23 protein-coding genes are annotated in these 25,000 nt (G+C 68.9%); 9 read left to right on the top strand and 14 right to left on the bottom strand.

The genetic code is table 11. The features are described from left to right. Nucleotides 1–4 precede the first annotated feature (4 nt). The gene (locus tag AC1DW3_RS06420; protein WP_477929702.1) at nt 5–1,402 is read right to left on the bottom strand and encodes a phosphomannomutase/phosphoglucomutase; all 1,398 of its coding nucleotides are present in this window, start codon (nt 1,400–1,402) and stop codon (nt 5–7) included. A gap of 136 nt (nt 1,403–1,538) precedes the next feature. Here AC1DW3_RS06420 and AC1DW3_RS06415 point away from each other — a divergent pair, with 136 nt between their 5' ends. The 9 genes from AC1DW3_RS06415 to AC1DW3_RS06375 all read left to right on the top strand — a co-directional run bounded on the left by AC1DW3_RS06415 (nt 1,539) and on the right by AC1DW3_RS06375 (nt 10,702). Further along, the gene (locus AC1DW3_RS06415; RefSeq protein ID WP_477929700.1) at nt 1,539–2,669 is read left to right on the top strand and encodes a sensor histidine kinase; all 1,131 of its coding nucleotides are present in this window, start codon (nt 1,539–1,541) and stop codon (nt 2,667–2,669) included. Beyond that, the gene (locus tag AC1DW3_RS06410) at nt 2,666–3,424 is read left to right on the top strand and encodes a LytR/AlgR family response regulator transcription factor (RefSeq protein WP_477929698.1); all 759 of its coding nucleotides are present in this window, start codon (nt 2,666–2,668) and stop codon (nt 3,422–3,424) included. The genes AC1DW3_RS06415 and AC1DW3_RS06410 overlap by 4 nt, the downstream gene beginning before the upstream one ends. A gap of 29 nt (nt 3,425–3,453) precedes the next feature. After that, complete coding sequence (locus AC1DW3_RS06405) at nt 3,454–4,179, top strand: substrate-binding periplasmic protein (protein ID WP_477929696.1); 726 nt, start codon at nt 3,454–3,456, stop codon at nt 4,177–4,179. Between the two features lie 73 nt (nt 4,180–4,252). Next, nucleotides 4,253–5,695 (top strand): Ada metal-binding domain-containing protein, encoded by a 1,443-nt coding sequence (locus tag AC1DW3_RS06400; protein WP_477929694.1) that lies wholly within the window; start codon nt 4,253–4,255, stop codon nt 5,693–5,695. Next, a complete protein-coding gene (locus AC1DW3_RS06395; RefSeq protein WP_477929692.1) occupies nt 5,692–6,183 on the top strand; it encodes a methylated-DNA--[protein]-cysteine S-methyltransferase in 492 nt (163 codons plus the stop codon). The genes AC1DW3_RS06400 and AC1DW3_RS06395 overlap by 4 nt, the downstream gene beginning before the upstream one ends. Further along, nucleotides 6,180–7,064 (top strand): DMT family transporter, encoded by an 885-nt coding sequence (locus tag AC1DW3_RS06390; protein WP_477929690.1) that lies wholly within the window; start codon nt 6,180–6,182, stop codon nt 7,062–7,064. Before AC1DW3_RS06395 ends, AC1DW3_RS06390 begins: the two co-directional genes overlap by 4 nt. Before the next feature lie 79 nt (nt 7,065–7,143). Next, nucleotides 7,144–8,982, top strand: coding sequence for a right-handed parallel beta-helix repeat-containing protein (locus AC1DW3_RS06385; protein WP_477929689.1), 1,839 nt, complete (start codon nt 7,144–7,146; stop codon nt 8,980–8,982). Between the two features lie 13 nt (nt 8,983–8,995). Beyond that, complete coding sequence (locus AC1DW3_RS06380) at nt 8,996–9,409, top strand: VOC family protein (protein WP_477929687.1); 414 nt, start codon at nt 8,996–8,998, stop codon at nt 9,407–9,409. A gap of 117 nt (nt 9,410–9,526) precedes the next feature. Next, nucleotides 9,527–10,702 (top strand): Tle-like phospholipase domain-containing protein, encoded by a 1,176-nt coding sequence (locus tag AC1DW3_RS06375; RefSeq protein WP_477929685.1) that lies wholly within the window; start codon nt 9,527–9,529, stop codon nt 10,700–10,702. 40 nt (nt 10,703–10,742) lie between these two features. Here AC1DW3_RS06375 and AC1DW3_RS06370 read toward each other — a convergent pair whose 3' ends face one another. The 13 genes from AC1DW3_RS06370 to AC1DW3_RS06310 form a co-directional block, all read right to left on the bottom strand. Then, nucleotides 10,743–12,548 (bottom strand): secretin N-terminal domain-containing protein, encoded by a 1,806-nt coding sequence (locus AC1DW3_RS06370; RefSeq protein WP_477929683.1) that lies wholly within the window; start codon nt 12,546–12,548, stop codon nt 10,743–10,745. Next, nucleotides 12,545–12,943: a hypothetical protein gene (locus AC1DW3_RS06365; RefSeq protein ID WP_477929681.1), complete on the bottom strand. Its 399-nt coding sequence runs from the start codon at nt 12,941–12,943 to the stop codon at nt 12,545–12,547. The genes AC1DW3_RS06370 and AC1DW3_RS06365 overlap by 4 nt, the downstream gene beginning before the upstream one ends. Beyond that, on the bottom strand, nt 12,940–13,701 hold the full coding sequence (locus AC1DW3_RS06360; RefSeq protein WP_477929679.1) for a hypothetical protein: 762 nt from the start codon (nt 13,699–13,701) through the stop codon (nt 12,940–12,942). Before AC1DW3_RS06360 ends, AC1DW3_RS06365 begins: the two co-directional genes overlap by 4 nt. Beyond that, nucleotides 13,698–14,375 (bottom strand): PilN domain-containing protein, encoded by a 678-nt coding sequence (locus tag AC1DW3_RS06355; RefSeq protein ID WP_477929677.1) that lies wholly within the window; start codon nt 14,373–14,375, stop codon nt 13,698–13,700. Before AC1DW3_RS06355 ends, AC1DW3_RS06360 begins: the two co-directional genes overlap by 4 nt. Before the next feature lie 76 nt (nt 14,376–14,451). Beyond that, the gene (locus AC1DW3_RS06350; RefSeq protein WP_477929675.1) at nt 14,452–15,435 is read right to left on the bottom strand and encodes a hypothetical protein; all 984 of its coding nucleotides are present in this window, start codon (nt 15,433–15,435) and stop codon (nt 14,452–14,454) included. Then, a complete protein-coding gene (locus AC1DW3_RS06345; protein ID WP_477929674.1) occupies nt 15,435–19,046 on the bottom strand; it encodes a DUF6701 domain-containing protein in 3,612 nt (1,203 codons plus the stop codon). Before AC1DW3_RS06345 ends, AC1DW3_RS06350 begins: the two co-directional genes overlap by 1 nt. Then, a complete protein-coding gene (locus AC1DW3_RS06340) occupies nt 19,019–19,459 on the bottom strand; it encodes an agglutinin biogenesis protein MshP (RefSeq protein WP_477929672.1) in 441 nt (146 codons plus the stop codon). The genes AC1DW3_RS06345 and AC1DW3_RS06340 overlap by 28 nt, the downstream gene beginning before the upstream one ends. A gap of 83 nt (nt 19,460–19,542) precedes the next feature. Then, complete coding sequence (locus AC1DW3_RS06335; RefSeq protein WP_477929670.1) at nt 19,543–20,367, bottom strand: type II secretion system protein; 825 nt, start codon at nt 20,365–20,367, stop codon at nt 19,543–19,545. Nucleotides 20,368–20,369: 2 nt separating this feature from the next. Then, nucleotides 20,370–20,933 (bottom strand): type IV pilus modification PilV family protein, encoded by a 564-nt coding sequence (locus AC1DW3_RS06330; protein ID WP_477929668.1) that lies wholly within the window; start codon nt 20,931–20,933, stop codon nt 20,370–20,372. 37 nt (nt 20,934–20,970) lie between these two features. Then, nucleotides 20,971–21,420 (bottom strand): prepilin-type N-terminal cleavage/methylation domain-containing protein, encoded by a 450-nt coding sequence (locus AC1DW3_RS06325; RefSeq protein WP_477929666.1) that lies wholly within the window; start codon nt 21,418–21,420, stop codon nt 20,971–20,973. After that, entirely contained in the window at nt 21,420–21,794 is a 375-nt protein-coding gene (locus AC1DW3_RS06320; protein ID WP_477929664.1) for a prepilin-type N-terminal cleavage/methylation domain-containing protein, read from the bottom strand. The genes AC1DW3_RS06325 and AC1DW3_RS06320 overlap by 1 nt, the downstream gene beginning before the upstream one ends. Before the next feature lie 152 nt (nt 21,795–21,946). Then, on the bottom strand, nt 21,947–23,176 hold the full coding sequence (locus AC1DW3_RS06315) for a type II secretion system F family protein (RefSeq protein ID WP_477929662.1): 1,230 nt from the start codon (nt 23,174–23,176) through the stop codon (nt 21,947–21,949). Between the two features lie 85 nt (nt 23,177–23,261). Next, entirely contained in the window at nt 23,262–24,995 is a 1,734-nt protein-coding gene (locus AC1DW3_RS06310) for a GspE/PulE family protein (RefSeq protein WP_477929661.1), read from the bottom strand. Nucleotides 24,996–25,000 lie beyond the last annotated feature (5 nt).

The following is a 25,000-nucleotide window of genomic DNA, read 5'->3' as shown; positions in this document are numbered from 1 at the left end:
TCGTTCAGTGCCCGGCTGCGAAGGTCGCGTCAGGCTTCACGAGCTTGAGCTGTTCGAGCACGTCGTGCTGGATGCGATCCAGCGCGGCCTGGGTGTGGCCTTCGAAGCGCAGCACGAGCACGGGCGTCGTGTTGGACGGGCGGATCAGGCCGAAACCGTCGGCGTATTCGATGCGCAGGCCGTCGATGGTGATCAGCTCGGTCGCACCGGGGAAGCTCTCCAGCGTCGTCTGCGCCTTCAGCGTCTTGACGACCTCGTGGTGCTCGCCTTCGGCGCACGGCACGTTGATCTCGGGCGTGTTGAAGCTGTTGGGCAGGGCCTTCAGCGTCGCGCTCGGGTCGGCGTCGCGGCTCAGGATCTCCAGCATGCGGCCGGCCGTGTACATCGCGTCGTCGAAGCCATACCAGCGCTCGGCGAAGAAGATGTGGCCCGACAGCTCGCCGGCCAGCGGCGCGCCGGTTTCCTTCAGCTTGGCCTTGGCCAGCGAATGGCCCGTCATCCACATCAGCGGCTTGCCGCCATGCTCCCTGATCCACGGCGCCAGGCGCTGGGTGCACTTGACGTCGAAGATGATCTCGGCGCCCTTGTTGCGCTTCAGGATGTCGGCCGCCAGCAGCATGATCTGGCGGTCCGGCATGATCATCTCGCCGTCGGCGGTGACGATGCCGAGGCGGTCGCCGTCGCCGTCGAAGGCCAGGCCCAGCTCGGCACCGGTGGCGTGGACGATCTTCTTCAGGTCCTCGAGGTTCTCGGGGCGCGAGGGATCGGGATGGTGGTTGGGGAAGTCACCGTCCACCTTCGAGAAGATGTCGATGACCTCGCAGCCCAGGGCGCGCAGGATGGCGGGTGCCGAGGCGCCGGGAATGCCGTTGCCGCTGTCGACGACGACCTTCATCGGGCGAGCCAGCTTGCAGTCCCTGACGATGCGAGCCGAGTACTCGGCGCCGACGTCCATCTTGCCGACGCGCCCTTTGCCCTTGGCGTAGTCCTCGGCCTCGATGCGCTCACGCAGGCCCTGGATCTGCTCGCCATAGACGGCGGCGCCCTTGAGCACCATCTTGAAGCCGTTGTAGTCCTTTGGGTTGTGGCTGCCCGTGACCATGATGCCGGAGTTGCAGCCGTGCTTGATGCGCGTGGCGGCGACGTAATAGAGCATGGGCGTCGTCACGGCGCCGATGTCGACGACGTCCAGGCCAGTGCTGGCCAGGCCGCGGATCAGCGCGGCAACGAGGCCGGGGCCGGACAGGCGGCCGTCGCGGCCGACGGCAACGGCCTTCTCGCCCAGGGCCTTGGCTTCGGTGCCGAAGGCGCGGCCCAGGTGCTCGGCGAGCTGCTCGTCCAAGGTTGTTCCGACGACGCCGCGGATGTCATAGGCCTTGAAGATGGTTGCGTTGACCTGCATGGAATGCCCTCGAAAACTGGGTTTGAAATCGCGGCGGATTGTAGGCAGGGCCGGTGGCTCTCCATTTGTCGCCTGCGCTGTCGATTCGTCGCCCATCCAGGGGTCAAGCCCGTGGCCCTTCCTACACTCGCGCTCCATGACATTCACCGAGGAATTCGCCCAGGCCCTGCGCCACCAGCGGGTGCTGATGAAGCACCGGCCCGATCGGGCTCGCTTCAGGTTGCTGGTCTACCTGATCTGGACGCTGGGCTTCGGCACCTTCTTTGCCGTCATGGCAGGGCTGCAGCGCGGCAACCTGGGGGCGCCCGACTGGTGGCGGGAACAGGTGCCGGGCAATCTGCTCGTCAGCTTCTGCGTGATGGTGAGCTTCTTCGTCTGCTTCCGCGGCTTCGAGAAGCTGGCCCCGCAGCGCTGGCTGGACACCATTTCGGGCTGGCGCGATTGGCGCTCGGGCATGTTCTATTCGGTTGCGTCGATCGCCTGCGCCTTGCTGGGCGTCATCATCGGACTGTGGTTCGTCGACCGCATCTGGTCGGGCCAGAACCTGCCGCAGATGCTGGGCAACCTGGGCTTCTGGCGCCAGTTCCTCATCGTGTCGGCGGTGATCTCTGTCGTGCTGGGCTGGCGGTATCGGGCCCGCTGGAAGCAGGAAGCCTTGCAGGCCCGCGTCACCGAGGCCCATCTGAAGCTGCTGCAGGGCCAGATCGAGCCGCACTTCCTGTTCAACACGCTGGCCAATGTGCAAAGCCTCATCGATTTCGACCCGGAGCGGGCGAAGCTGATGCTGGAGCGCTTCACCGACTATCTGCGCGCCAGCCTCGGCCAGTTGCGTGGTGACACGACGACGCTGGCCCAGGAGTTCGCAATGCTGGAGGCCTATCTCGGCCTGATGCAGTTGCGCATGGGTGAGCGCCTGAAGGTAGAGCTCTCCCTGCCGGCCGATCTCGGTGGGGTGGCGCTGCCGCCGCTGCTGGCCCAGCCCCTGGTCGAGAACGCCATCCACCATGGACTGGAGCCCAAGATCGCGGGCGGCACGGTGACCGTCAGCGCCAGGCGGGTCGACGGCCGGCTGTGGATCGAGGTGGCCGACGACGGCCAAGGGCTCGATGCTCCCAGGCGTCGCGGCGGCAATGGCGTCGCCGTCGACAACATCCGCGAGCGCCTGAAGGCCCGCTTCGGTCCCTCCGCCACGCTCGAACTGCTGCCGCGCGACGGCGGCGGTACCCTCGCGCGCATCCAGCTCCCTCTGTCCACCCACACCTCATGACGACAGCCCTGATCGCAGACGACGAACCCCATCTGGTCCAGTATCTGAAGGCCCAGCTCGCCCAGGCCTGGCCCGAACTGGAGATCGTCAGGACCGCCGCCAACGGCGTCGAGGCCGCCGAGGCGATTGCCGGGCTCGAGCCCGACCTGGCCTTTCTCGACATCCAGATGCCCGGCCTGACCGGCCTGGAAGTGGCCCAGGGCATCGAAGGCGCGACGCGCGTCGTCTTCGTGACGGCCTATGACCAGTACGCCATCGAGGCCTTCGAGGCGCGCGCCGTCGATTACCTGCTCAAGCCGCTGAAGGCCGAGCGCCTGGCGGCCTGCGTGGCGCGTTTGCGCCAGCAGGCTGCGCCAGCCAGCGACGATGCATTGGCCGAGACCCTCAAGCGCCTGCTGCCCGGTGTGGCGACGATGGCAGCCGCACCGGCGCGGCTGCGCTATATCCGCGCCGCCCAGGGCGAGCTGATGCACCAGATCCCCGTCGAAGAGGTGCTGTTCTTCCACGCCGACGACAAATACACCGTCGTGCAGACGGCGACGGCCGAGCACCTGATCCGCACGCCCATCTTCGAGCTCAGCGGCCAGCTTGACCCCGACCGGTTCTGGCAGGTGCACCGCTCCACCATCATCAACCTCGACCACCTCGCCGGGACGCGCCGCGACGAGCAGAGCCGGCTCTTCGTGCGCGTCCGCGGCCAGGCCAGGGAGCTGCCCGTCAGCCGGGCCTACGTCCATCTGTTCAAGGCGATGTAGGGCCGATGGGCTGGCGCTAGAGTCGGCCCATGCCCCTGTCACGCCGCTGCCTGTTGCTCGTTGCCCCGGCATCCCTGCTGGGCACGGCGCAGGCTGGGCCGCAGCTGGAATGGGTGGCGGGGGACTTGCCGCCCTTCGCCTGGTCGACGCCCGGCGGGCCGCGCGGTTTCGGGCATGAACTGGTGATGGCGATGGCGCAGCGCCTGGGCCGCCCGGAAACCGTGCAATACCTGCCCTGGGCGCGGGCGGTCCGCATGGCCGAGCAGGGTGGGCACTACGGCGTCTTCCCGCTCGCGCGCACGCCCGACCGCGAGACGCGCTTCCAGTGGCTGGCCCCGCTGATGACGGTGCGCTATGGCCTCTACACCCTCGCGACCGAATCGCGCCTGGACCTCGACCAATTGCGCGGCATGCGCGTCGGCGTGCTGCGCGGCTCGCCCATCGCGGCCAATCTGCGGGCCGAGGGGTTCACGACCCTCATCGAGTCCAAGGACTACCGCGACCTGCTGCGCCAGTTGCGCGGGCATGCACTGGATGCCGTCTATGCCGGCACGCCCATGCTCGAGTCGGCGATGGACCAGTACGCCCAGCCCCGCATGCTGTTCGTCCTGCAGACGACGCTGGGCGAGGCGACGCTCTACCTGGCGGCCTCGCCGAACCTGGATGCCGCGGAGGCGCAGCGCTGGGTGGGCGCCTTCCGCCAACTGGAGGAAGACGGCACGGTCGCCCGCATCCGTCGCCGTTACATCCACTGAGCCAGGCGCCGGCCTTTAGGGGCATGTCCGAAAACTGCCAGGATCTGGCAGGGCCGCGGCCTAGACTGGCTGCATGTCCTCCGAACTCCTGCCCCCCGAAGCCGCCTACGCCGTGCTCCAGTCGCACGACGTCCGCTTCGACGGCCGGCTCTACGTCGGCGTCACGTCGACCGGCATCTACTGCCGCCCCGTCTGCCGTGTCCGCCTGCCGCGGCGGGAGAACTGCCGCTTCTTCTCGACGGCCGCCCAGGCCGAGGCCGAACGCTTTCGGCCCTGCATGAAGTGCCGGCCCGAACTGGCGCCGCGCGCCCTGCCATGGACGACGATGGACGCCTCGCGCACGCTCGCCCAGCAGGCCGCCGCCTGGCTGGACGCCTGCGACGACGCCGAAGCCAGCGTCGAAGACCTGGCGGCCCATCTCGGCATCACGAGCCGCCACCTGCGCCGCATCTTCCAGGCCGAGCATGGCGTCTCGCCGCTGCAATACCTGCAGACACGCCGCCTCTTGCTCGCCAAGGCCCTGCTGACCGACAGCACGCTGCCCGTCAGCGAGATCGCCTTCGCGGCCGGTTTCGCCAGCCTGCGCCGCTTCAATGCCGCCTTCATCGAGCATTACCGCCTGCAGCCCACGGCCCTGCGCCGGGAGGGCGGCGGGGCGGCGTCCATGTCCCGGCTGCGGCTGAGCTACCGCCAACCCTATGACGTGGCCGGCGTCCTCGCCTTCCTGGCGCCACGCGCCATCGCCGGTGTCGAAAGCGTGGGGGAGGGCGGCGTCACGCGCAGCCTGGCCCTGATGCATGCCGGTGACCGCCATGCCGGCTGGCTGCGCGTGCGCTTCGACAAGCCGGGCGAGGTCGGCGTCGAGCTCTCGCCCACGCTGTGGCCTGCCGTCGGCTCGCTGTTGCCGCTGCTGCGGCGCTGGCTGGACCTGGATGCCGACCCCGAGACCATCGCCACGGCCCTGGGCGAGAGTGGCGTGCCGGGCCAGCGCCTGCCGGGTTGCCTGGATCGCTTCGAATTGACCGTGCGCGCCGTGTTGGGCCAGCAGGTCACCGTGGCCGCTGCGCGGACGCTGGCAGGCCGTTTTGTCGATCGCTTTGGCGAAGCCTTGCCGGATGCCCCCGAGGGCTGCCAGCGCCTCTTCCCGACACCGGAGCGCATCGCCACCGCGACCCGCGACGACATCGCGTCGCTGGGCATCATCGGCCGCCGCGCCGACAGCCTCATCGCGCTGGCGCAAGCCTGGCCGACGCTGGCCTTTGCGCGCCGCGAGGGCTCGCCCGATGCGGCCACGGCGGAGTTGACCGCCATCCCCGGCATCGGCCCCTGGACGGCCAGCTACATGCTGATGCGCGGCTGGAGCTGGCCCGATGCCTTCCCGCCCGGCGACGTGGTGCTGCGCAAGGCGCTCAGCGCCGGCGGCGACCTCGTCTCGCCCAAGGCCTATCTCGAAGCCGCGGAGCGCTATCGCCCCTTCCGCAGCTACGCCGTCCTGCACCTCTGGAGACATTCATGAGCCACCATCACATCCTGCAGCGCCGCATCGCGACGCCCCTCGGCCCGCTGACGGCGGCGCGCAGCGCCACCGGCCTGTCGGGCCTCTGGTTCGACGGCCAGAAGCATCACCCCGGGCCGCTGGGCGTGCCCGAGGACGATGGTCATGACGCCGTGCTGTCGGCCACCGAAGCCGCCCTCAAGGCCTATTTCGCCGGCCGCGCCTTCACACTGCCACCGCTGGACCCGGCCGGCACGGCCTTCCAGCGCGAGGTCTGGCAGGCCCTGTTGGAGATCGCGCCAGGCGCGTCGGACACCTATGGCCATCTGGCCGAACGCCTGGGTCGAGCGCAGGCGGCAAGGGCCCTCGGCGCCGCTGTGGGGCGCAATCCCATCTCGGTACTGATTCCCTGCCACCGCGTCGTTGGCGCCGACGGCTCCTTGACCGGTTACGCCGGCGGGCTGGAGCGCAAGAAGGCCTTGCTGAGCCTGGAGGGCGCCACGGCATGAAGGCTTTCGACATCGGCGAACTCGTCCTGCTCGCGGCCCTGTGGGGCGCGTCCTTTCTCTTCATGCGCCTGGGCGCCCATGAGTTCGGGCCCATTGCGCTCGCGGCCGTGCGCGTCGGCCTGGCCAGCGCCATGCTGATCCCGCTGCTGGCCTCGCGCGGCAACCTGGCCGAACTGCGCAAGCACTGGAAGGGCCTGCTCATCGTCGGCGCGCTGAACAGCGCCATCCCGTTCGCGCTGTTCTCCTACGCGGCCCTGTCCATCACGGCGGGCCTGTCCAGCATCGTCAACGCGACGACGCCGCTGTGGACGGCCGTCGTCGCCTTCGTCTGGCTGCGCCAGGGGCTGACGCCCTGGCGCGTGCTCGGCCTCGTCATCGGCTTTGCCGGCGTGGCCTTCCTGGCCTGGGACAAGGCCAGCTTCAAGGCCGGCGAAGAAGATCATTCCGGCCTGCTTGCCGTGCTGGCCTGCGCGACGGCGACGCTCTGCTATGGCGTCGCGGCAAACGCGACCAAGCGCTACCTGACCGGCGCGTCGCCGCTGGCCGTCGCCACGGGCAGCCAGTTCGCCGCGGCGCTGCTGCTGGCCTTGCCGGCCGCCTGGCTCTGGCCCGCGGCCATGCCCAGCGGTGGCGCCTGGGGCGCCGCCCTGGCCCTGGCCGGCCTGTGCACGGCCCTGGCCTACATCCTGTATTTTCGCCTGATGAGCCGGGTCGGGCCGACCAATGCGGTGTCGGTCACCTTCCTGATCCCGCTGTTCGCCATCCTGTGGGGCGCCATCTTCCTGCAGGAGGCCATCACGGCCCAGATGGTGGCCGGTGGCGCCATCGTGCTGGTCGGCATCGCGCTGGCCCTGGGCCTGGTGGGGCCCAAGGCGCGCTGAGGGAGGAAAGCAGTCTCAAGACGTGGTAGCGTGCGGCCCACAAGAATTGGTAGCGCTACCTTTGGCGCCTGGAGACTGCATGACTTCCTCGCTTCCCATCCGCCGCTGGGTCGGCGCCCTTGGACTGCTGGCCCTGCAACTGTTGGGTACCAGCGCCATCGCCCAGCCCTCGGGCGGCCCCTATGGCCCCGTACCGCAGCGCTATGCGATGCCCAAGGCGGCCCACGTCTATTTCGTGGCGCCCGACGGCAAGGCCGAAGCGTCCGGCGCATCGATCAACGCGCCGACGTCCATCGAGTCGGCCATCACCCGCGTCGTCACCGGCGACGCCATCGTCATGCGCGGCGGCACCTACCGCACTGGCGGCCTGCAGCTCAACCAGGGCATCACCATCCAGCCCTATCTGGACGAAGTTCCCGTCTTGAAAGGCACCCGGGTGGCCGCCGACTGGCAGAACCTGGGCAACAACCTCTGGCGCACCAGGTGGGCGACGCTGTTCCCGGCCCAGCCCATGGGCTGGTGGCAGCGTGAGCGCGAAGGCATGAAGACGCCGCTGCACCGCTTCAACAATGACATGGTCTTCGTCGACGGCGAGGCCCTGCAGTCGGTGGGCTGGGAGGGCGAGGTCGGCACCAAGGGCTTCTTCGTCGACTACGACAAGGGCCATGTCTACATCGGCACCAACCCGGCCGGCCATCTGGTCGAGATCACGGCCCATGACATCGCGCTGCACCGCCCCTCGCGCGCCGTGCACGGCAAGGCTTCCGACCGCAAGGGCCCGACGCTGCGCGGCCTGACCTTCACGCAATACGCCTACCGCGCCATCGACATCGAGGGCAAGAAGCCGTCCACCAAGGTGTCGGAAGAACCCACCGACGACCCCGTCGGTCCGACCCCCGAGGCCGAGCATGGCAAGGAGGTCGTCGGCACGCTGCTGGAGAACGTCACCATCAGCCATTGCTCGCGCGTGGCCGGCTATTTCCGCGGCGACAGGCTCGTCATCCGCAACTCGCTGATCAGCGACACCAGCACCGAGGGCATCTATGTCATCGGCTCGTCCGACGTGCTGCTGGAGCGCAACCTGATCCGGCGCAACAACGTCGAGAAGCTGACCGGCTACTTCCCGGCCGCGGTGAAGATCTTCAATCAGTCCAACCGCGTCACCGTGCGCGACAACCTCATCGTCGAGCAGCCCAATTCCAACGGGGTCTGGTACGACGTCGGCAACCACGACGGCGTCTTCGTCAACAACTACGTCGAAGGCACGCAGGCCGGCCTCTTCTTCGAGATCTCGAAGGGCGTCACGGTGGCCGGCAATGTCTTCGTCAACAACCAGCAGGGCATCCGCGTGCTGAACAGCGCGGGCGCCAAGGTCGTGCACAACACCTTCGTCAATTCGCCGGTGCTGATCGACCGCAACGAGCGCAGCGCCCAGGGCGACCACTTCGGCTGGCATCCGCAGACCGGGCCCGACGTCAACGAGCGCGTCGGCCATGTCTTCGAGGCCAATCTGCTGGTGGCCGATGCCAGTGTCAAGGGGCCGCTGCTGCGCGTCGAGCAGGCGGCCGTCACCTGCGGCAAGGTCACCGAGGCGATGGCGAGCCGCGTCGATGGCAATGTCTATCTGCGTGCCGGCACGGGGCAGCCCCTGGTCCATTGGGCGCCGGTGACGGGCGCAGCCTGCCAGACGGGCTTTGGCGACCTCGATGCCTTCCGCCAGGCGGTGCCGGGCGTCGAGGCCCGGGGCAGGGCGCTGCTGGCCTACGACGGCGCCGTGTTCAGCAGCCCGGAGCTGCGCCGCTTCGAGCTCGCGCGGGTGCCCGACGGCGTGCAGCCGCTGCCGGTTGCCGCGGATCTGCGCAAGCTGCTGGGCTGGGAGGCGACGCATCTGCCGGGCGCCTTGCCGGCAGTGCGTTGACGGAGCAGCCAGCATGCATTTCCAGCGCATTGCCCATGTCTGCCTGCATGTGACCGAGCTGTCGCGCTCGCTGGACTACTACGCGAAGCTGGGCTTCACCGAAGTCTTCCACTTCACCCGCAAAGGCAGGGACTTCGGCCGCTATCTGCAGGTCGCGGAGCAGTGCTATCTCGAACTGTTCGAGGAGCCAGGCCGTGGTCCGGTGGTGAACAACGGCATCGCCCACTTCTGCCTGGAGACCCAGGACCTGGAGGGCCTGATGGCGCATCTCGATGCCCAGGGCGTGGCCTACACACCCAAGAAATTGGGTGGTGACTTCACCTGGCAGATCTGGCTGCAGGACCCGGACGGCAACCCGTTCGAAGTCCATTGCTACACGGACAGGAGCATGCAGGTGCACGGCGGCACCATGGAAGCGGATTGGTGACGTGCCGCCTGCCGCCGTCTCAGGCGGAACACCGATGCGAGCCGGGTGATGCTGAGCTAGCCTGTGCGGCGACTGTGGTGCCACGACGTATGGCGCCCTGCACCCAGGGAGAGATGCATGAAACTGCTCAAACGGATTTTTTCCAGGGCCACGCTGTGGGCCGTCGTCGCCATCGTGCTGGTCACGACGGGCTGCGGTGCGTTGAAGACGTGGGACGCCGACAGCAAGTCGCATGACGCGCATAACGACACCACCGAAGCCGTCTTTCGCCAGGACCGCTACCTGGTGGATGCAGCCAAGCGCTTCGGCCTCATGGCCTTGTTTGCCGAGACGGCCTATCGTCGCGAGCTGACGCTGCCGGATGGCCAGCGCGACCGTGAGGCGTGCGACTATCTCAAGGATGGCTGGAAGGGCAATCGCCTGCGCGGCATGCCGAGATCGGCCGACGACAGGCAAGGTTGGGAGCGCTGGGCGCCTGCGGGCGATGCCGAGCCGCCGTGCCGCAACAGCGAGAACGGCCTGTTCTACGAGACCTATGTCTACCGCGAGAAGCCGGAGCAGGAAGACAAGCCGGGCCGCATCACCAAGGCCGTGATTGCCTTCAGAGGTACGGAGAACCGATCAGGCCAATGGCTCTCCGATTGGAGCACCAGCTTTGCCGCGGCGTTTGGCCTTGAGTCCAGCCAGTACCGGGAGGCGCGTGACCATATTCCACAGCTCATCGCGCGCCTGCAGGACGAAAACAAGGCGATCGAGATCTATGCGGTGGGCCACTCCCTGGGCGGCGGGCTTGCCCAGCAGGCGGGCTATCTGTCGAAGGACGTCAAGGAGGTTTTCACCTTCAACACCAGCCCGGTGACGAATTGGACGAGGCTGAGGCATGAAGGCCTCGTCAGGCAGGCCTATCCCATCATCCACAGGATCTATCACGGCGGGGAGTTCCTGGAGGCGCCGCGCTTCGTCTCGACATCGACGACCTCGGCGCGCTATGGGCGGCACGACATCGGCGTGCAGTTCGGCAAGCGCAATGCTGCCAGCGGCCATTCGATGAAGATCCTTGCCTGCAACTTCGCCACGCTGCTGAGCCAGACCAAGGCGGCAGACGGGGATGCCGAGCATGCATATCCGACGTCCTTCATTGACACCAAGGTCCTGCAGACCGAGATCATCCAGACCAAGCAGTTCCCGAAAGAGGAGGACGCGGAGCAGCAGCAGGCGCAGGCTCGCAAGCGCGCGGCCATCGGCGCCGACCCGAACCGGCGCGTCTGCGATCCCGATCCTGAGGACGCCTAGGAAGGCGCCGACGCTGGGTTGAACCGCGTCGGCAGAGGTCTCACTTCGGCGAGTCTGCCGCCGACCCGTCCAGCCTGATCACGCGCCGCGAGCGGCCTTCCGTGTCGTCCAGGGACTGGCTGACGAGGCGGTTGTGCTGCTCCCAGTCCTCCGCGCTGCGGATGATGCTGGGCTTGATGAGGACGACGAGCTCGCGCTTGCGGCCGTTGTTGGCGCGGTTGCCAAACAGCATCGACGTCAGCGGGTTGCTGTCGGCGCCCGGCACGCCGGAGCCGCGGCGGGTCGCTTCCATCTGCATCAGGCCGCCGATGGCGACGATATGGCCGTCGGGGATGCGCACGACGGTGTCGCTCTCGTTGACGCTGGCACTGGCCAGCGGCAGGCGGAAGTTGCCCACCGAACCGAGGTCGACCTGCTTGATCTTCTCGGTCACGTTGGACACCGAGGGGTGGATGTGCAGCGTGATCATGTCGGCCGCGTCGATCTGCGGCGTCACGTCCAGCGCGATGCCGCTGAAGAAGGGCGTCAGCGTCAGCGTCGGGATCTGGTTGGTCGTGCCGTTGGTGCCGGTCGTGCCGTTGTTGCTGCCGCTGTTGCTGCCGCTGATGCCGGTGATGAAGTAGTCGTCGGTGCCGACCTTCAGCACGGCCTTCTGGTTGTTCAGCGTCGCGATGCGCGGGCTGGACAGGATCTGCGTGTCGCCATGGCTCTCGACGAAGGCCAGCAGCGCCTGGAAGCCGCCGCGGGCGAGCGCCAGCCCGAGGGTGCCGCCGCCCGCCGAGGGCAGCGGGATGAGGTCGGGCCAGGCCGGGCTCTGCGTGCCGGTGGACAGCACGGGGAAGCCGCGCGAGTTGCTGACCAGCGGGTTGATGATGGTGCTGACGCCGGTCGGGATGGACGGGTTGACGCTGGTCTGGCCGATGCTGGTTCGTTCGCCGATGCGCGACCAGTCGATGCCGCTCTGGTAGCCCTCGCGCAGTTCGACCTCGACGATCTTGGCCTCCAGCATGACCTGGCGCTCGACGGCGATGCGCGTCGCCTTCAGCCAGGCCTCGACATGGCGCAGTTCGTCGGGCATGGCGCGCACGGCGACCGTGCCGGTCTGCGGGCTGACGATGACGGTGCGGCCATCGCCGTTGCCGACCAGGGCCTTCAAGGCATTCGTCGTCTCGGCCCAGAAGTCGCTGCTGACCTTGGTGCTGAGCTGGGTGCTGTCCTGCTGCAGCACGGTGTTGCTGCTGCCGTTGCTGCCATTGCTGCCGGTGGGCGTGTTGCCGCCGCTGCCGGTGTTGTTGGGCGTGCTGGCCGGTGCGGCGCCGGAGCTGACGCGCACGTCGCTGCGGCCGCTGCGCTGCAGGGCCAGGGCGTTGATCGTGAAGACGCGCGTCTGCAGCGCGGGCGGGAAGACGGTGATGCGGCGGCCGTCGATGGAATAGTCGAAGCCGTAGACGTCGCGGATGGCGTCCAGCGATTCGCGCAGCGTGACGCCCTTGAGCGTGACCGACAGCTGGCCCGACACGCTGGGGTGCACGAGCATGCTGTAGCGCGTGTCGCTCACCAGGGACAGGAAGACGTCGCGGGCCGGTGCGCCATTGACGATGAGGTCAAAGCGCGGTTCCGGCGGCAGTGCCGGGTAGGGGGCCGGCACCGGTGTGGCCACGACGGCCGGCGCGGGCGCGCTGGATGCGGCCGAGGCCGGTGGCGCGGCGCGCTGGGCCTGCAGTTCCTCGCGCAGGGCCTGGCTGGGCTGGGCCACGCGCAGCGGCTTGTCGGCACAACCAGACAGTCCTGCCAGCAGCGCCGCGGCGATGCTCGTCAGCAGGAGTCGTTGGACGGGGGCCTTCATGGCTTCTCCTTGGATTTCTTGACACCGGAGGCCGCGGCTGCGGCTTCCGGGGGCGGGCGCTTCTCGACGCCACCGTACAGCGGCTCGCGCCGGACCTGGCCGGCCTCGCGCAGCCAGACGGCCTGTTCGGTGATGCGCTCGATGCGCGCGCCTTCGATCTGTTCGCCGACGCCATAGCGGCGGCCGCGTTGCACCACATAGGCCCGGCCGCCGGCGAAAACGACATGGCGGATGGCGTTCTCGACGGGCTCGACGCCGGACGCCGCCGACGCGGCCGAGGCGGCCGCCATGGCGCTGCGCAAGGCGGGCGGCCAGGCCGTCGGGTCGCGCGTGGGCTCGTCGGCGGCCTGGGCCTGGGCGGCGGCCAGCAGCAGGGCGAGAAATGCCGCTTTCATGGCTGCACCTTCAGCAGATAGATCTGGGCCAGCAGGCGCGGCGCTTCGTTGGGGCCGTTGCTGCCCAGGCGCATCTCGCCCCAGCGCAGGGCCGGCAGTTCGTGCTCCAGGGCCTGCAGATAGCGCTGCGTGTCGCGATAGCTGCCTTGCAGCTGCAACTCGACACCCTGCCAGGCCATGCCCGGCATGGCGGGCAGCACGGGGCGTTGCGGAGCGACCGGTGCAGCAGGCGCGGAAGCGCCGGTCACCATGGCCACGACCGACACCGAGGCCGACGGCAGGGTGACAGGCGTGTCTTCCAGCAGCGTCAGCCGCTCCAGCACCAGGCCGGGCTGCTGGGCCAGCACGCGCTGCAGCAGGGCCGACAGGCCCTCGGCCGGGTTGACGGCGCTGGCCTGGCGCAGCACGCTGTCCAGGCGGTGGCGTTCGTTGYGGGCGGCTTCGAGCTGGGCCTGCAATTGCGCGGCGGGGCTGGCGGCGCTGCTGCCGCTGGCGGCGATGAACTCTTCGCGCAGCTTGCGGATCTCGGTGGCCTGCTGGGCCTGGGCGTCGCTGCGCAGCTTGGCGCGGGCGGACTGCGGCGACAGCACGTAGTTGTCGAACAGCAGGACCAGCACGGCCACGATGCTGAGGAAGAGGATGGCGCGCTCGCGCAGGCTGAGGGCGTCGATGCGCTTGGCCTGGCGCTCCCAGCGCTGCAGCAGGGGCGCCAGGCGCCGGCGCAGCAGCGCGAGATCGATGGGGGTCTGAGCCTTCATCGCGTCGCTCCGGATGCAGCGGCCGCCGCCTGGGCCGGCGCGCTGACGACGCGGAAGGCCCAGACCGGCAGGCTGCTGCCGGCCAGCGGGCTGCCACGTGTCAGCAGCGGGTTGTTGCTGGTCTCGGTGCCCGGCGCCCCCAGGCGCTCGACGCGCAGGGCCGACAGTTCCTGGCCGGCCAGCAGCGGGTGGGCCGAGAGCTTGGCCAGCCAGGGCCGCAGCACGGCCGTGTCCAGCGTGCCGCCGACGAGTTCGACGCGGCCCGGTGTGTAGCGCAGCTCGCTGAGCCAGGCCGGCTCGGGCAGGGTGCGGGCAATCAGCGCCAGCAGATCGGAATGGCGCTGCCCGGCCGCATCGTGGCCCAGCACCTGCAGCAGGGCGCGGCGGTCGGCATTGCCCGCCTCCAGCGGCAGCAATTGCTGCTGCACGGTGGCTGCGTCCAGCGGGGCGGGCAGGTTGGCCCTGGCCACCATCAGTTGCTGGCGTTCAGTGGCGTACTGGGCCAGGACGGCTTGGTGTTCCAGCTCGGCGCTGCGGTCGCGCTGCTGCAGCCACAACGTCGTCGCCAGGCCGGCCAGGCACAGCAGGCCGGTCGCCTGCACCAGCGTCAGCGCCGAGAAATAGCGCTTGGGTGCCAGCAGGATGGGCGTGAGCAGATTGATTTGCTGGGCCATCAGCAGTGCCCGCCCGGCCGCCCGAACGGCACTGGCGCCCCCTCGGGGGGCAGCGAATGAAGTGAGCGTGGGGGCATCACAGTTTTCTTGTCTCCGTGCGCAGGGCGGCGCCCAGCAGCGGCAGGCAGGCGCCGAGGGCCTTGGCGGCGTCGCCCTCGGGAGCCGGGGCCTGCGGCGCGAAGGCTTTCAGCGGGTCCAGGGCCACGGTGCGCTGGCCGAGTTCGCGCTGGATCAGCGTCGCGACTTCGGCGCCATGTTCGGCCGTGATGACGTACAGGCGCGCCAGCGGCAGCTCCGGCCAGCTGCGCTCCCAGACGTCGATGGAGCGTTGCAGCTCGACGACCAGCGGCGACTCCTGGGTGGTGCTGGCGTCGAAGGTGCCGCCGGGCTGGTATTCGAAGCCCAGCGGCAGCTCGGCGACGCCAGCGTCGGGCTGCTCGCCGCGCGCCCGGGCCAGCAGGCCGGCATCGCCTTCGAGGCGGCGCGTGTAGAAAAGCTCGTCACCGGCGCAGACGACGAGCAGGCAGTGGCGCTCGTCGATGTGGACGGCGGCGCAGGCGCGTGCGGCCAGGTCGTCGGCGCGGGTCTGCACGGCCAGCAGATTGCGCAGGGCCGTTTCCCAGACGTCGACGATGGCGATGTTGTCGCTGATGGGCGCGGCGCCGTCGGTCAGCGCCTTGATGGCGCTGTTGCGGGCGGCGATGACGAAGAGCTGGCGCTGGGCCCGCTCGACGTCGCCGCCGACGTGCATGACGTCCAGCGTCAGTTCCGCCACGTCGACGTCGACCATCTCCTTGATCTGCCAGCGCGCCGCGGCCTTCAGCTCCTCCGGCGGCACGCTGGGCGTGTCGACCTTGAGGATCTGGTAGTCCGCCGGGTCCAGCAGCGCGATGGCGTCGCCGGCGGGGACGGGTCTTGCCTCGGGCAGCAGGCCCCAGCGCAGCAGCCGGGCGGGATCATCACCGGGCGGGCCGTCGGTCAGCACGAAGGCGTGCTGCTCGCCAACACGGCGCAGCAGCAGGCGCTGGCCGCTTCGGCTGGGGGACCAGGGCCAACGCATCAGTAGTTTTCCCTTTGGTAGACGACGCCGTTGCTGCCGCGGTAAAGGCCCCAGGTGGCGCGGGCGCTGGGGTCACTGTTGCCGGCGCACCAGGCGCCGCGCAGGGCGGCCAGGTTGGCACCGGTCGTGGCGGCAGTCGTGCGCCAGCCGGCCGGCATGCAGGAGCTGTCGCTCGGATTGGCGCCGACACCCAGTGCGATGGCGACGTCCATGCTGCCTACATGGCCGGCGCTGGGTCGGTTGAACGTGATGAAGGTATTGCCCACCGGGTTCACGGTGACCGAATTCGGATTCATGACGGCGTCGGCGGCCGCGAGCGTCCTGCGGAAGTTGCCGAAGCTGAGATTGGCAGCGGTGACGCGGGTGCAGGAATCCAATTCGTTGATCTTGTAGGTGTTGGTGACGCTGTCCCAGTATTGGGCGGTCAGCGGCAGGCTCAGCGTGCGGTCAGCGGCGCTCATGCCATTTTGTAGGCGCAGCCGACCATAGCGCAGGGGGATTTGCCCGAGCAATGTGCTGTCAGCAACGTTCGCGGGATGGTCAGTGTCGAGGTTGAAGGCCAGCATGCCGACGCCGTCGCCCGTCGTGGGCTCCGTCGACGCAATGCCGAACTGCGCGGCATTGAAAGGCCCGACCGGCGCGGCGCCGCGCGTCATGTTGACGGTGAAGCTGACGTTCGCGACGCCGTTGTTCCAGACGCCGGCGCCGTTGGACAGGGTGTACTGGGCCGCCCTGAACATCGTCGTGCCGGAAATGCCAGCGAAGTTGTGGGTCGCTGGCGTCGCGGGGACGAGCTTGGCAAAGGCGCCGGTGTAGTTCTGTGTCGTCGCGCCGGCGGCGTTCTGGGCCGTCAGCGTGAAGGCGACGCCGATGTCCTCGCCCAGGTAGCTGAAGGCGGAGGCCGGCACGCAGGCCATGGCGCTGCGGTGGGTGAAGGCCGCGCCGCTGACGGCGAAGCCCGCCGGGATGAAGCGGCCGACACGGGTCTGCTGGGCGCTGCCGCTGGCATTGAACACCACGGCATCCAGTGCCAGGCCGCTGGCCAGGAAGTTGCCAACCACGGCGCTGGTGTTGAGCTGGAAGCTGCCGACCTCGCTGTAGGCCAGGTTGGCGACGGTGACCGTGCCCCCGGAGAAGCCGCTGACGACGTTGTTGCTGAGGCTGCCGAGCACGCCGCCCGCGGGCGTCTGCGAGGCGGCCACGGGGGTCAGGTTGACGCTGCTGTTGAAGCTCGCGGTCAGGCCGCTGGCGCTGACCTGGGCCAGGGTGGAGGCGGCATCGGGCACGCCGTCGCCGCCGCTGTCGGCACTGGCGCTCCAGCGGTAGGCGGCCACGGTCGCCGAGAAGCTGGCGCCGGCCCTGCCGAAGACGGTGTCGTTCGCATTGCTGCCGCCGGGGTTGGCGGTGCCGGCCAGCGTCAGGCCGCTGACGCCGATGGCGAAGGGTCGCACGGTCAGCGGGCCGAGGCTGCCGCTGATGGTGGCGCTGGCATAGGCGAGGGAGTCGTCGTCCAGGTTGAGGGTGTACTGGCCGACGTCGGTCGTGCCGAGATTCAGTGTGGCCACCCCCGCCGTGAAGGCGAGGGCGAGGTTGTTGCTGGATGGCCGCGTGGCGGGCACCGTGAGTGCGGGCGTGACGATGGTCGGCGCCGTCCAGCTGCCGCTGCTGTCGGTGCGCCACAGCTTCATGTTGCGCGTGCCGCTGAAGTCGGTGGCGACGCCGCAGCTGCCGGTGCTCGGGTCCTTCTTGATCAGCGAGACCTGCAGGTCGTGCGGACGGCCGGCCACGGCGATGTTGCTGCCGGCTATCTTGCTGCTCAGGTCCTCGGCCCACACAAAGGCGTTGTTGTTGAACTGAATGGCGGTCGACGTCGTCGTCGTGCTCGGCGTGAGGCTGTCCACCGCCGTGACCCGGACCGACTGGGCCAGGCTGTGCGAGAGCTGCAACCTGGCGACGCCGAAGTCGGTGGCGACGAAGCGGTAGCTGGCGTTGCCGCTGCCCGGCGTGCCGGGCGTCAGCACACCGAGGGGAATGGGCCCCGAGCCCAGCGCCCAGTCGCCACGGTTGCTGGAGGTGCTGAGGTTGACGGTGCCCGTGTAGCCCGTCATGACGGTGTTGCAGGCGGCGTCGCTGCAGGCCCGCACGGTGACGGTGGTGGGCGCGCAGGTGCTGGCGATGGCGGCGCTGGGCAAGGCCTCGATGTGATCCAGCGGCGGCGGGCAGCTGTGGGTCGGCGCCATGTCGGCTGTCAGCTCGACGGCGCTGATGTCGTAGTTGTAGACCCGCATCTCGTCGATGGTGCCGTTGGCCGAGTTGAGCGTGCCGTTGGTGGGCGCCGTCGTGCTGCGGTTGTCGCCGACGAAGAGGGTGCCGATGCTGTTGTCCAGGCTGCCCGTCGTCGTGGCGCTGGCGGCGCCGACCTGCAGGCCGTTGATGTAGATGCGCAGGCTGCTCTGGCCGGCGCCGGCCGCCAGGCGCCAGCTGATGGCGATGTGCTTCCAGGTGCCGGCGGTGACGACCTGCGCGGCGGTGGTGGCAGACAGCAGCGTGCCATTGCCGTCGGAGAGCGTCGCGCGCAGCGAGCCGTCGCTCTGGCGCACCAGGAAGAAGGGCCGGCTCGTCGACGTCGTGGCGTCCAGCAGCATGGCGGCGCCGCTGCTCCAGGTCGTGTTGGCGGCATACCAGAAGGTCACGGCGCCGCTGTCGCCGATGGCGGAGTTGACGTCCAGCAGCGTGTCGACGGCGCTGCTCGTGCTCGTCGTGTTGCTCGGGATGCTGAGGCCGCGGCAGACATAGCCGCCCGCCACGGTGGTGGCCGTGCCGGCACGCACGCCGTTGTTGCTGTTGGCGGTGCTGTCGGCGACCTCGCCGACGCGGCCGCTGTAGCTGTACTCGTCAAAGCGGTACTCGGCGCGGCGGGTCGGCGTGCCGTTGGGCACGAACCACCGGATGGCACTGCCGTTGGCGTTGTAGCCGCTGTTGTAGGAGTACTGGGTGGTGTCGGTGCTGCTGACCTGCACGCCGATGGTGGCGTTGGAGCCGCTGGCATTGGCGTTGCCGTACTGGTATTTGAACTCGCCGTTTTCGAACAGGATGATCTGGAAGGTGTAGGGCGTGCTGGTGTTGTATTGGTAGACGCCGTTCCAGGACACGACGACATAGCGGTTGGGCGCCGTGCCCTTCTGCTCCCAGGTCACGCCGCCGCTGCCGGCGCGGCTGGGGTCGAGGTCGGTCCAGTAGGCCAGGATGACGTTGGTGGTGGCCGCGTTCGTGCAGCCGCTCTGCGCCCCGGACGCCCCGGCGGGCAGGGTGGTGTTGGTGTAGGTGCGAAAGAAGCCGGTGTCGGTGCCGAACTGCAGGCCGCCGTTGGTCAGCACGCGCACCGAGGTGTAGGCGGTGCCGGCGAAGGTGAACTTGAAGCCGCCGGTGAAGGTGATCGTCGCCTTGTCGTCGTCACCGGGGTAGCTGGTGCAGGTGCGGTCCCAGGTGATGGTGTTGGCCGATGTCTCCCAGGCATAGCTGTCGCTGCGGAAGGTGTAGCTGGACGCGGCCTGGGCCAGGCCGCACAGCAGCGCGAGCGCGATCAGCAGGAGGTGGCGGGCAGCGTGCATGTCTTGTACGACAAGGTGCGGCTGAGCTGGCGCTCGGCGTATGCAGGTTCGGTGGTGCCGGCGTTGGGGCAGGCGCCGCCGCTCGTGATGTTGCAGGCGGTGGCCTGCACTTCGTAGAAGGCCAGGGTCAGGTCGCCGTCCACGACGGTCCCGGCGGCGGGGGTGCGTACGCAGGTGACCGTGACGGTGAAGTCGGAGAGCTGATCGGGCAGGGCGATGCTCTTGGCGGCGAAGCAGGCCGGCTGGGCAGCACCGCCGCGCAGGACCTGGAAGCTGCCCCATTCCAGGCCGGCCAGCGCCGACTGGTAGGCCTTGGCCGCCGCCAGCTCACCGGCGGAGCCGAGCTGCTGGCGCTGGCTCAGCGAGGCCAGGGCCACACCCATGGCCGCCAGCGCCACCAGGATGAAGAGCATGGACATCATCGTGAAACCGGTACCCCGGTACGCCAAACCGGTACTCCGGTTCGCAAAGCCGCGCTGGGATCGCATCGCTGTCCTCATGGCAGGTTGTCCACATGGACGGCGTGGTAGAGGGACACCGACTCCACCAGGGCGGCCTCGGCGGGGGTCTGAGGGGTGCGGTCCTGCAGCGTGATCTGCAGCGTGACGAGGGCAAAGCGGGCCGCGACGGCGCCGGGGTTGAAGTTGAAGGTGCAGGCCGAAACGTTGCGAGCCAGCACAGCGCTCGTGCCGCCGGACGGCGGGTCGGGCTGCACGGCGTTGAAGCCGTAGCCGGTATGGCGCGTCAGCGTCCTTGCGTTCAAGTCGCAGCGGTAGGTGACGGGCGGCTCGATGGCGTAGACGCGGTAGGGCGGCGCGAGCAGCGAGGTGGGCAGGGCGGCGCCGGTCAGGCCGACATTGGTCGCGTTGCCGGCGCCGCTGCTGGAGGTGCGCACATTGCTGAGCGTGTAGGCGTCGGCATCGGGAATGCCGGCGCCGAGGTTGTACCAAGCGAGTTGCTGGCTGGCGTGACTGAGCTTGAGGGCCGGTCCGACGATGGCGAAGCTGGCGTCTGCGACGCCGAACAGCAGGGCGTCCAGCGGTGGCTCGACGGCATAGCGTGCCGCGCCGCTGACGGGGATGAGCTCCAGGCTCATGCCGCTGGCGGAGACGCGGGCGCTGTTGGGCAGGGCCAGGCTCAGGTCGCGCGCGATACGGCGCAGGGCGGTGTCGGCCTGGTCGCCGAGCTGGGCACGGGCGCTGCTGGAGAAATAGGCCTTCGTCGCCGGCACGATGAACACGGCCACGATGGCGATGACGATGCCGGTGATGGCGATGACCATCACCGACTCGATCAACGTGAAGCCGCGCTCGGTTCGCATGGTCAGTCCGCGCTGTTGGGGGCGTAGCGCGTGCGCCAGCCTTGCAGGCTGATGACGCTGCCGTCGGGGGCGGTGACGGTGACGGTGATTTTCAGCGCGTCGCCGGCCGCAGGGACGGTGTCCAGGGCCGCAGCGGCGACGGCCACCGAGGCGGAGTAGCCCGACAGCCCGGTGATGGCCGTATTCGTCACGTCGCGGATGCCGGCCATGGAGAAACCGGCGTAGTCGTTGACGTTGTTGAAGAAGTTGGCCGGGCCGTAGCGGGTCTGGCCGGCTTCGGGGCCGCTGTTCTCCGGCGACGTGCAGGCCGCGGCGTTGGCGACCGTGTCGACGTTGGGGTCCTGGGCCGGATCGCACCACGTGAAGGGCATCAGCTCGACCTCGCGCAGCAGCGATTCGGCGATGGCCAGCTGCTGGCGGCGGACCATGGGGTCGGTGCTCGCCGTCGTCGCGGTGACGAAGACCTTCAGGATCGCGGCCAGCGCGATGCCGACGACGACGACGAAGAGCAGCAGTTCGATCAGGGTCAGGCCGCGCGTGAGCCGCCTGCGGTGCATGGCCGGCATGCGGGAAATGCTAGCCGAGCAACCCATCATCCAAGCCTCAAGGTGTCGGGTAGATCAGGCCCGTATCCGCCTCGATGCGGTAGGCCTGGTTGTAGCTGCCGTAGGCGACGGTGACGGTCATGGCGCCCCCGCTGCTGGTGGCGGTCGCGCCGCTGTTGCCGCTGTTGAAGGTCACGGTGCCGCCTCCGGAGATGCAGGGGCTCTCGGTGGCCGGGCAGGGCAGGGCGTTGATGGCAGCGCCGCTGCCGTAGGCCCAGCTGACGCCGGTGGCCGTGATGGTGGCGACGATGGGGCGGCGCTGCTGCAGCGCCAGCCTCAGCATGGCTTGGTGGCGCGCCTGCAGGTCGTCGCCAAAAGTACGCAGCCGCCAGAGCGTCGTGTCCACCACCTTGGGGAGGGCGAACACCGCCAGGGCGGCTGTGATCACGAGAACGAGGATGAGCTCGATCAGCGTAAAACCCGCGGCGGAGCGCGGGATGGGGGTCATCAGGTACCGGTGACGGTGAACGTGGCCGTCTTGTTCGTGTGGCCGGTCAGCACGCAGGTGCTGACGGTGACGTTGGCGGTCACGGTGCTGTCCGTCGTCACCGAGAAGCCGGTGGGCAGCGCGCTTTGCAGCGCGCCGACGACGTCGGAGCACTTGGCCACGGTCACGCCATTGCTGCTGTTGGCCTTCTTGGCCGCGTAGTTGATGGCGGAGGCGGAGCTCAGGGCGCCGGCAACGCCGTTGACGGCCGCCTGCTTGGCGTCGTCGTCGACGGCGACGAACTTGGGCAGGGCGACGGCAGACAGCACGCCGAGGATGACGATGACCATCACCAGCTCGATCAGGGTGAAGCCAGCTTGCATAGACTTGTTCATGGGTGCCTTCCTGCGCTTGCTGCGCTGTGGTCCGGGGAGTGACGGGACTATCGGCCAGCGGGCCAGCGATGAGAAGTGAATAGCGCACGAGTTTTATGACGGGCCCACATCAGCCTGCAATCCGTTGCAAGCTTCACACCCCGGGCGTCGTTTCAACGCCCCATGGCCGCCTGGCCCAGGTTCCACAGCGGCAGGAAGACGCCCAGGGCCAGCACCAGCACCATGCCGCCGATGATGGTCAGCAGGATGGGCTCGATGGCCGCGGACAGGCCCTTGATGGCGAAGTCGGTCTCGCGCTCATACATCTGCGCGATCTCGGTCATCAGGGTGTCCAGTTCGCCGGTCTCCTCGCCCACCGCAATCATTTGCAGCACGATGGGCGTGAACACGCCGGTGCCGGTCGCGCAGCGCGAGATGCTCTCGCCGCGCTCGACACCGTCGCGCATCTGCTCGATGCGGGCGCCGATGTAGGCGTTGTCCACCGTCTGGGCCACGACGGTCAGCGCCTGGCTGATGGGCACGCCCGAGCTGCTGGCCAGCGCAAAGCTGCGCGCGAAGCGGGCCAGCGTGGCCTTCAGCACGATGTTGCCGGCGATGGGCAGGCGCAGCTTGAAGCGGTCCCAGGTGTAGCGGCCGCTCGGTGTCGCAATCCAGTTGCGCCAGGCCAGGAAGGCCCCGATGCCGGCGGCGACGACCAGCGGCCACCACTTCAAGGTCCAGGCGGAGAAGCCGAGCAGGATGCGCGTCATCAGCGGCAGCTCGGTCTTGAAGTGGGAGAAGACGTCGGCGAACTTGGGCAGCACGAAGACGTTGATGACGATCAACGCGATGGCCATCGCGATGATGACCATGATGGGATAGCGCAGGGCCTGCTTGATGCGGGCGCGGATGTCGAGCTCGAACTCCAGGTGCTCGGCCAGGCGCTGGAAGACCTCGGTCAGCTTGCCCGTCAGCTCGCCGACGCGGGTCATGGCGACGTAGAAGGTGCTGAACACGGTCGGGTGGCGGGCGAAGGCGGTGCCCAGCTCGCGGCCCTGGTCCAGGCTGGCGCGCACGTCCTGGAGCAGGGCGATGATGCCGGGATGGCTGGTGGAGGCCTCCAGGCCGGCCAGCGCGCGCAGGATGGGTACGCCGGCCTTCTGCAGCGTGTAGAGCTGGCGCGTCAGGACCAGGGCGTCTTCCTGGGTGATGGGCTTGGCGAGCAGGGCCTCGAGCCAGTTGCTGCCACCGGCCACGCTGACGGCCTCGTTCGTCGCCTCGATGCTGACGGGCACGACGCCGCCGGCCATCAGCTGGGCGGCCACCGCGTCGCTGTTGAGGGCATCGACGATGCCTTCGACCAGTTCACCACGGCCGTTGCGCCCTTTGAATGCGAAGTTCATACCACGTATTCCGGGCCGAGCGCTGGGCCGCTCCCGGCTCGCCCGCGTTCAACGAGGCGAGATTGGACGAGGGGCTCCAACTCTGTCATTCAGCGTCCACGCTGATGCGCACCGCCTCGGCCAGCGAGGTCTTGTTTTCCCGCACCAGGGCCAGGCTGCGGTCGGCCAGGGTTTTGCCTCGCAGTGATTTGCGGGCGGCCGTCAGGAAGGCGCCGGCGTCGCTGTTCTGGATGGCCAGGGCCATGTCGGGGTCCATCTCCAGCATCTCGTAGATGCCGCGCCGGCCCTGGTAGCCGGTGCCGTTGCACTCGGCGCAGCCACGGCCGGCCACGCTCTTGACGGGCCCCGGTGCTTCGCCGTTCATGGCCAGCACCTCGTTGATCCAGGCCTGCTCCTGCGGCGAGGCCAGATGCGGCTCGGCGCAGTGCTTGCAGACGCCGCGCAGCAGACGCTGGGCCAGCACAGCCTGCAGCGAGGTGGCGACCATGAAGGGTGGCGCGCCCATGTCCAGCAGGCGGAAGGGCGTCGAGACGGTGTCCTTGGTGTGCAGCGTGGACAGCAGCAGATGGCCGGTGATGGCGGCGCGCAGGCCGATCTCGGCCGTCTCGGCGTCGCGCATTTCGCCCACCAGGATGACGTCGGGATCCTGGCGCAGCGCGGCGCGCAGCACCTTGGCAAAATCGAGTTCGATCTTGTCGTTGACCTGCACCTGGGTCAGGCCGGGCAGGCGGTATTCGATCGGGTCTTCGGCCGTGATGATCTTCAGCTTCTCGGAGTCCAGCTMGGCCAGGGCGGCGTAAAGCGTCGACGTCTTGCCGGAGCCGGTCGGCCCGGTCACCAGCAGCATGCCGGAGTCGCGCCCCAGCAATTCGCGGAAGCGCTTGAGCATGTCGTCGGGCATGCCGATGTCGCCCAGGCGGCGCAGCGCCGAGCCCTGGCCCAACAGGCGCATGACGACGGATTCGCCGTACTGGCTGGGCATGGTGGACAGGCGCACGTCCAGCGTGCGGTCGGAGAGGCGCAGCGTGAAGCGGCCGTCCTGCGGCAGGCGCTTCTCGGAGATGTCCAGGCCGGCCATCAGCTTCAGGCGCTGGGCCAGGGCCGGCGCGATGCGCTTGTCGGCTTGCGTGAGCGTCTGCATCAGGCCATCGACGCGGTTGCGGATCAGCAGCTCGCCCTCCTGGGGCTCGATGTGCACGTCGGAGGCGCCGGCACGCGTCGCGTCCTCGAACACCGACTGCAGCAGGCGCACGACCGGCGCGCCTTCCTGGCCGACGCTGGCCTGCAGCGCACCGAAGTCGACGGCGTCGCCGATGTCCTTTTCCAGCGCCTTGGCCAGGCCGGAGATCTCGTCGCTGCGGCGGTAATGCTTGTCGAAGACGGCGGCCAGCTGGCTGTCGGCGACGACGGCCATGGCCAGGCGGCGCTTCAGGATCTTGGCCAGCTCGTCGAAGCCGAACAGGTCCAGCGGGTCGGCCATGGCGACCAGCAAGGTGTCGCCGCGTTCTTCCAGCACCAGGGCGCGGAAGCGCCGCGCCGGGGTCTCGGGCAGCAGGCGCACCAGGTCGGTCTTGAGCGGGAAGGTCTTGAGGTTGACGAAGGGCGCGCGCAACTGGCGGGCCAGCACATGGGCCAGGGCCTCCTCGGTAATGAGGTTGGCCTCGATGAGGATGCGGCCCAGCTTCTTGCCGGTGGCGCGCTGCAGCTCCAGCGCCTGGCCGAGCTGTTCGGCCGAGATCAGCTGCTGTTCGACGAGAACGTCGCCCAGGCGCAGTTTGGGGCGTGGGGCGGCTGCGGCTTCTGCGGGCGCTTCACTCATCGGCT

It is taken from the genome of Roseateles sp. P2_H4, assembly GCF_056403315.1.
This window is presented reverse-complemented; position numbering and strand designations above follow the sequence as displayed.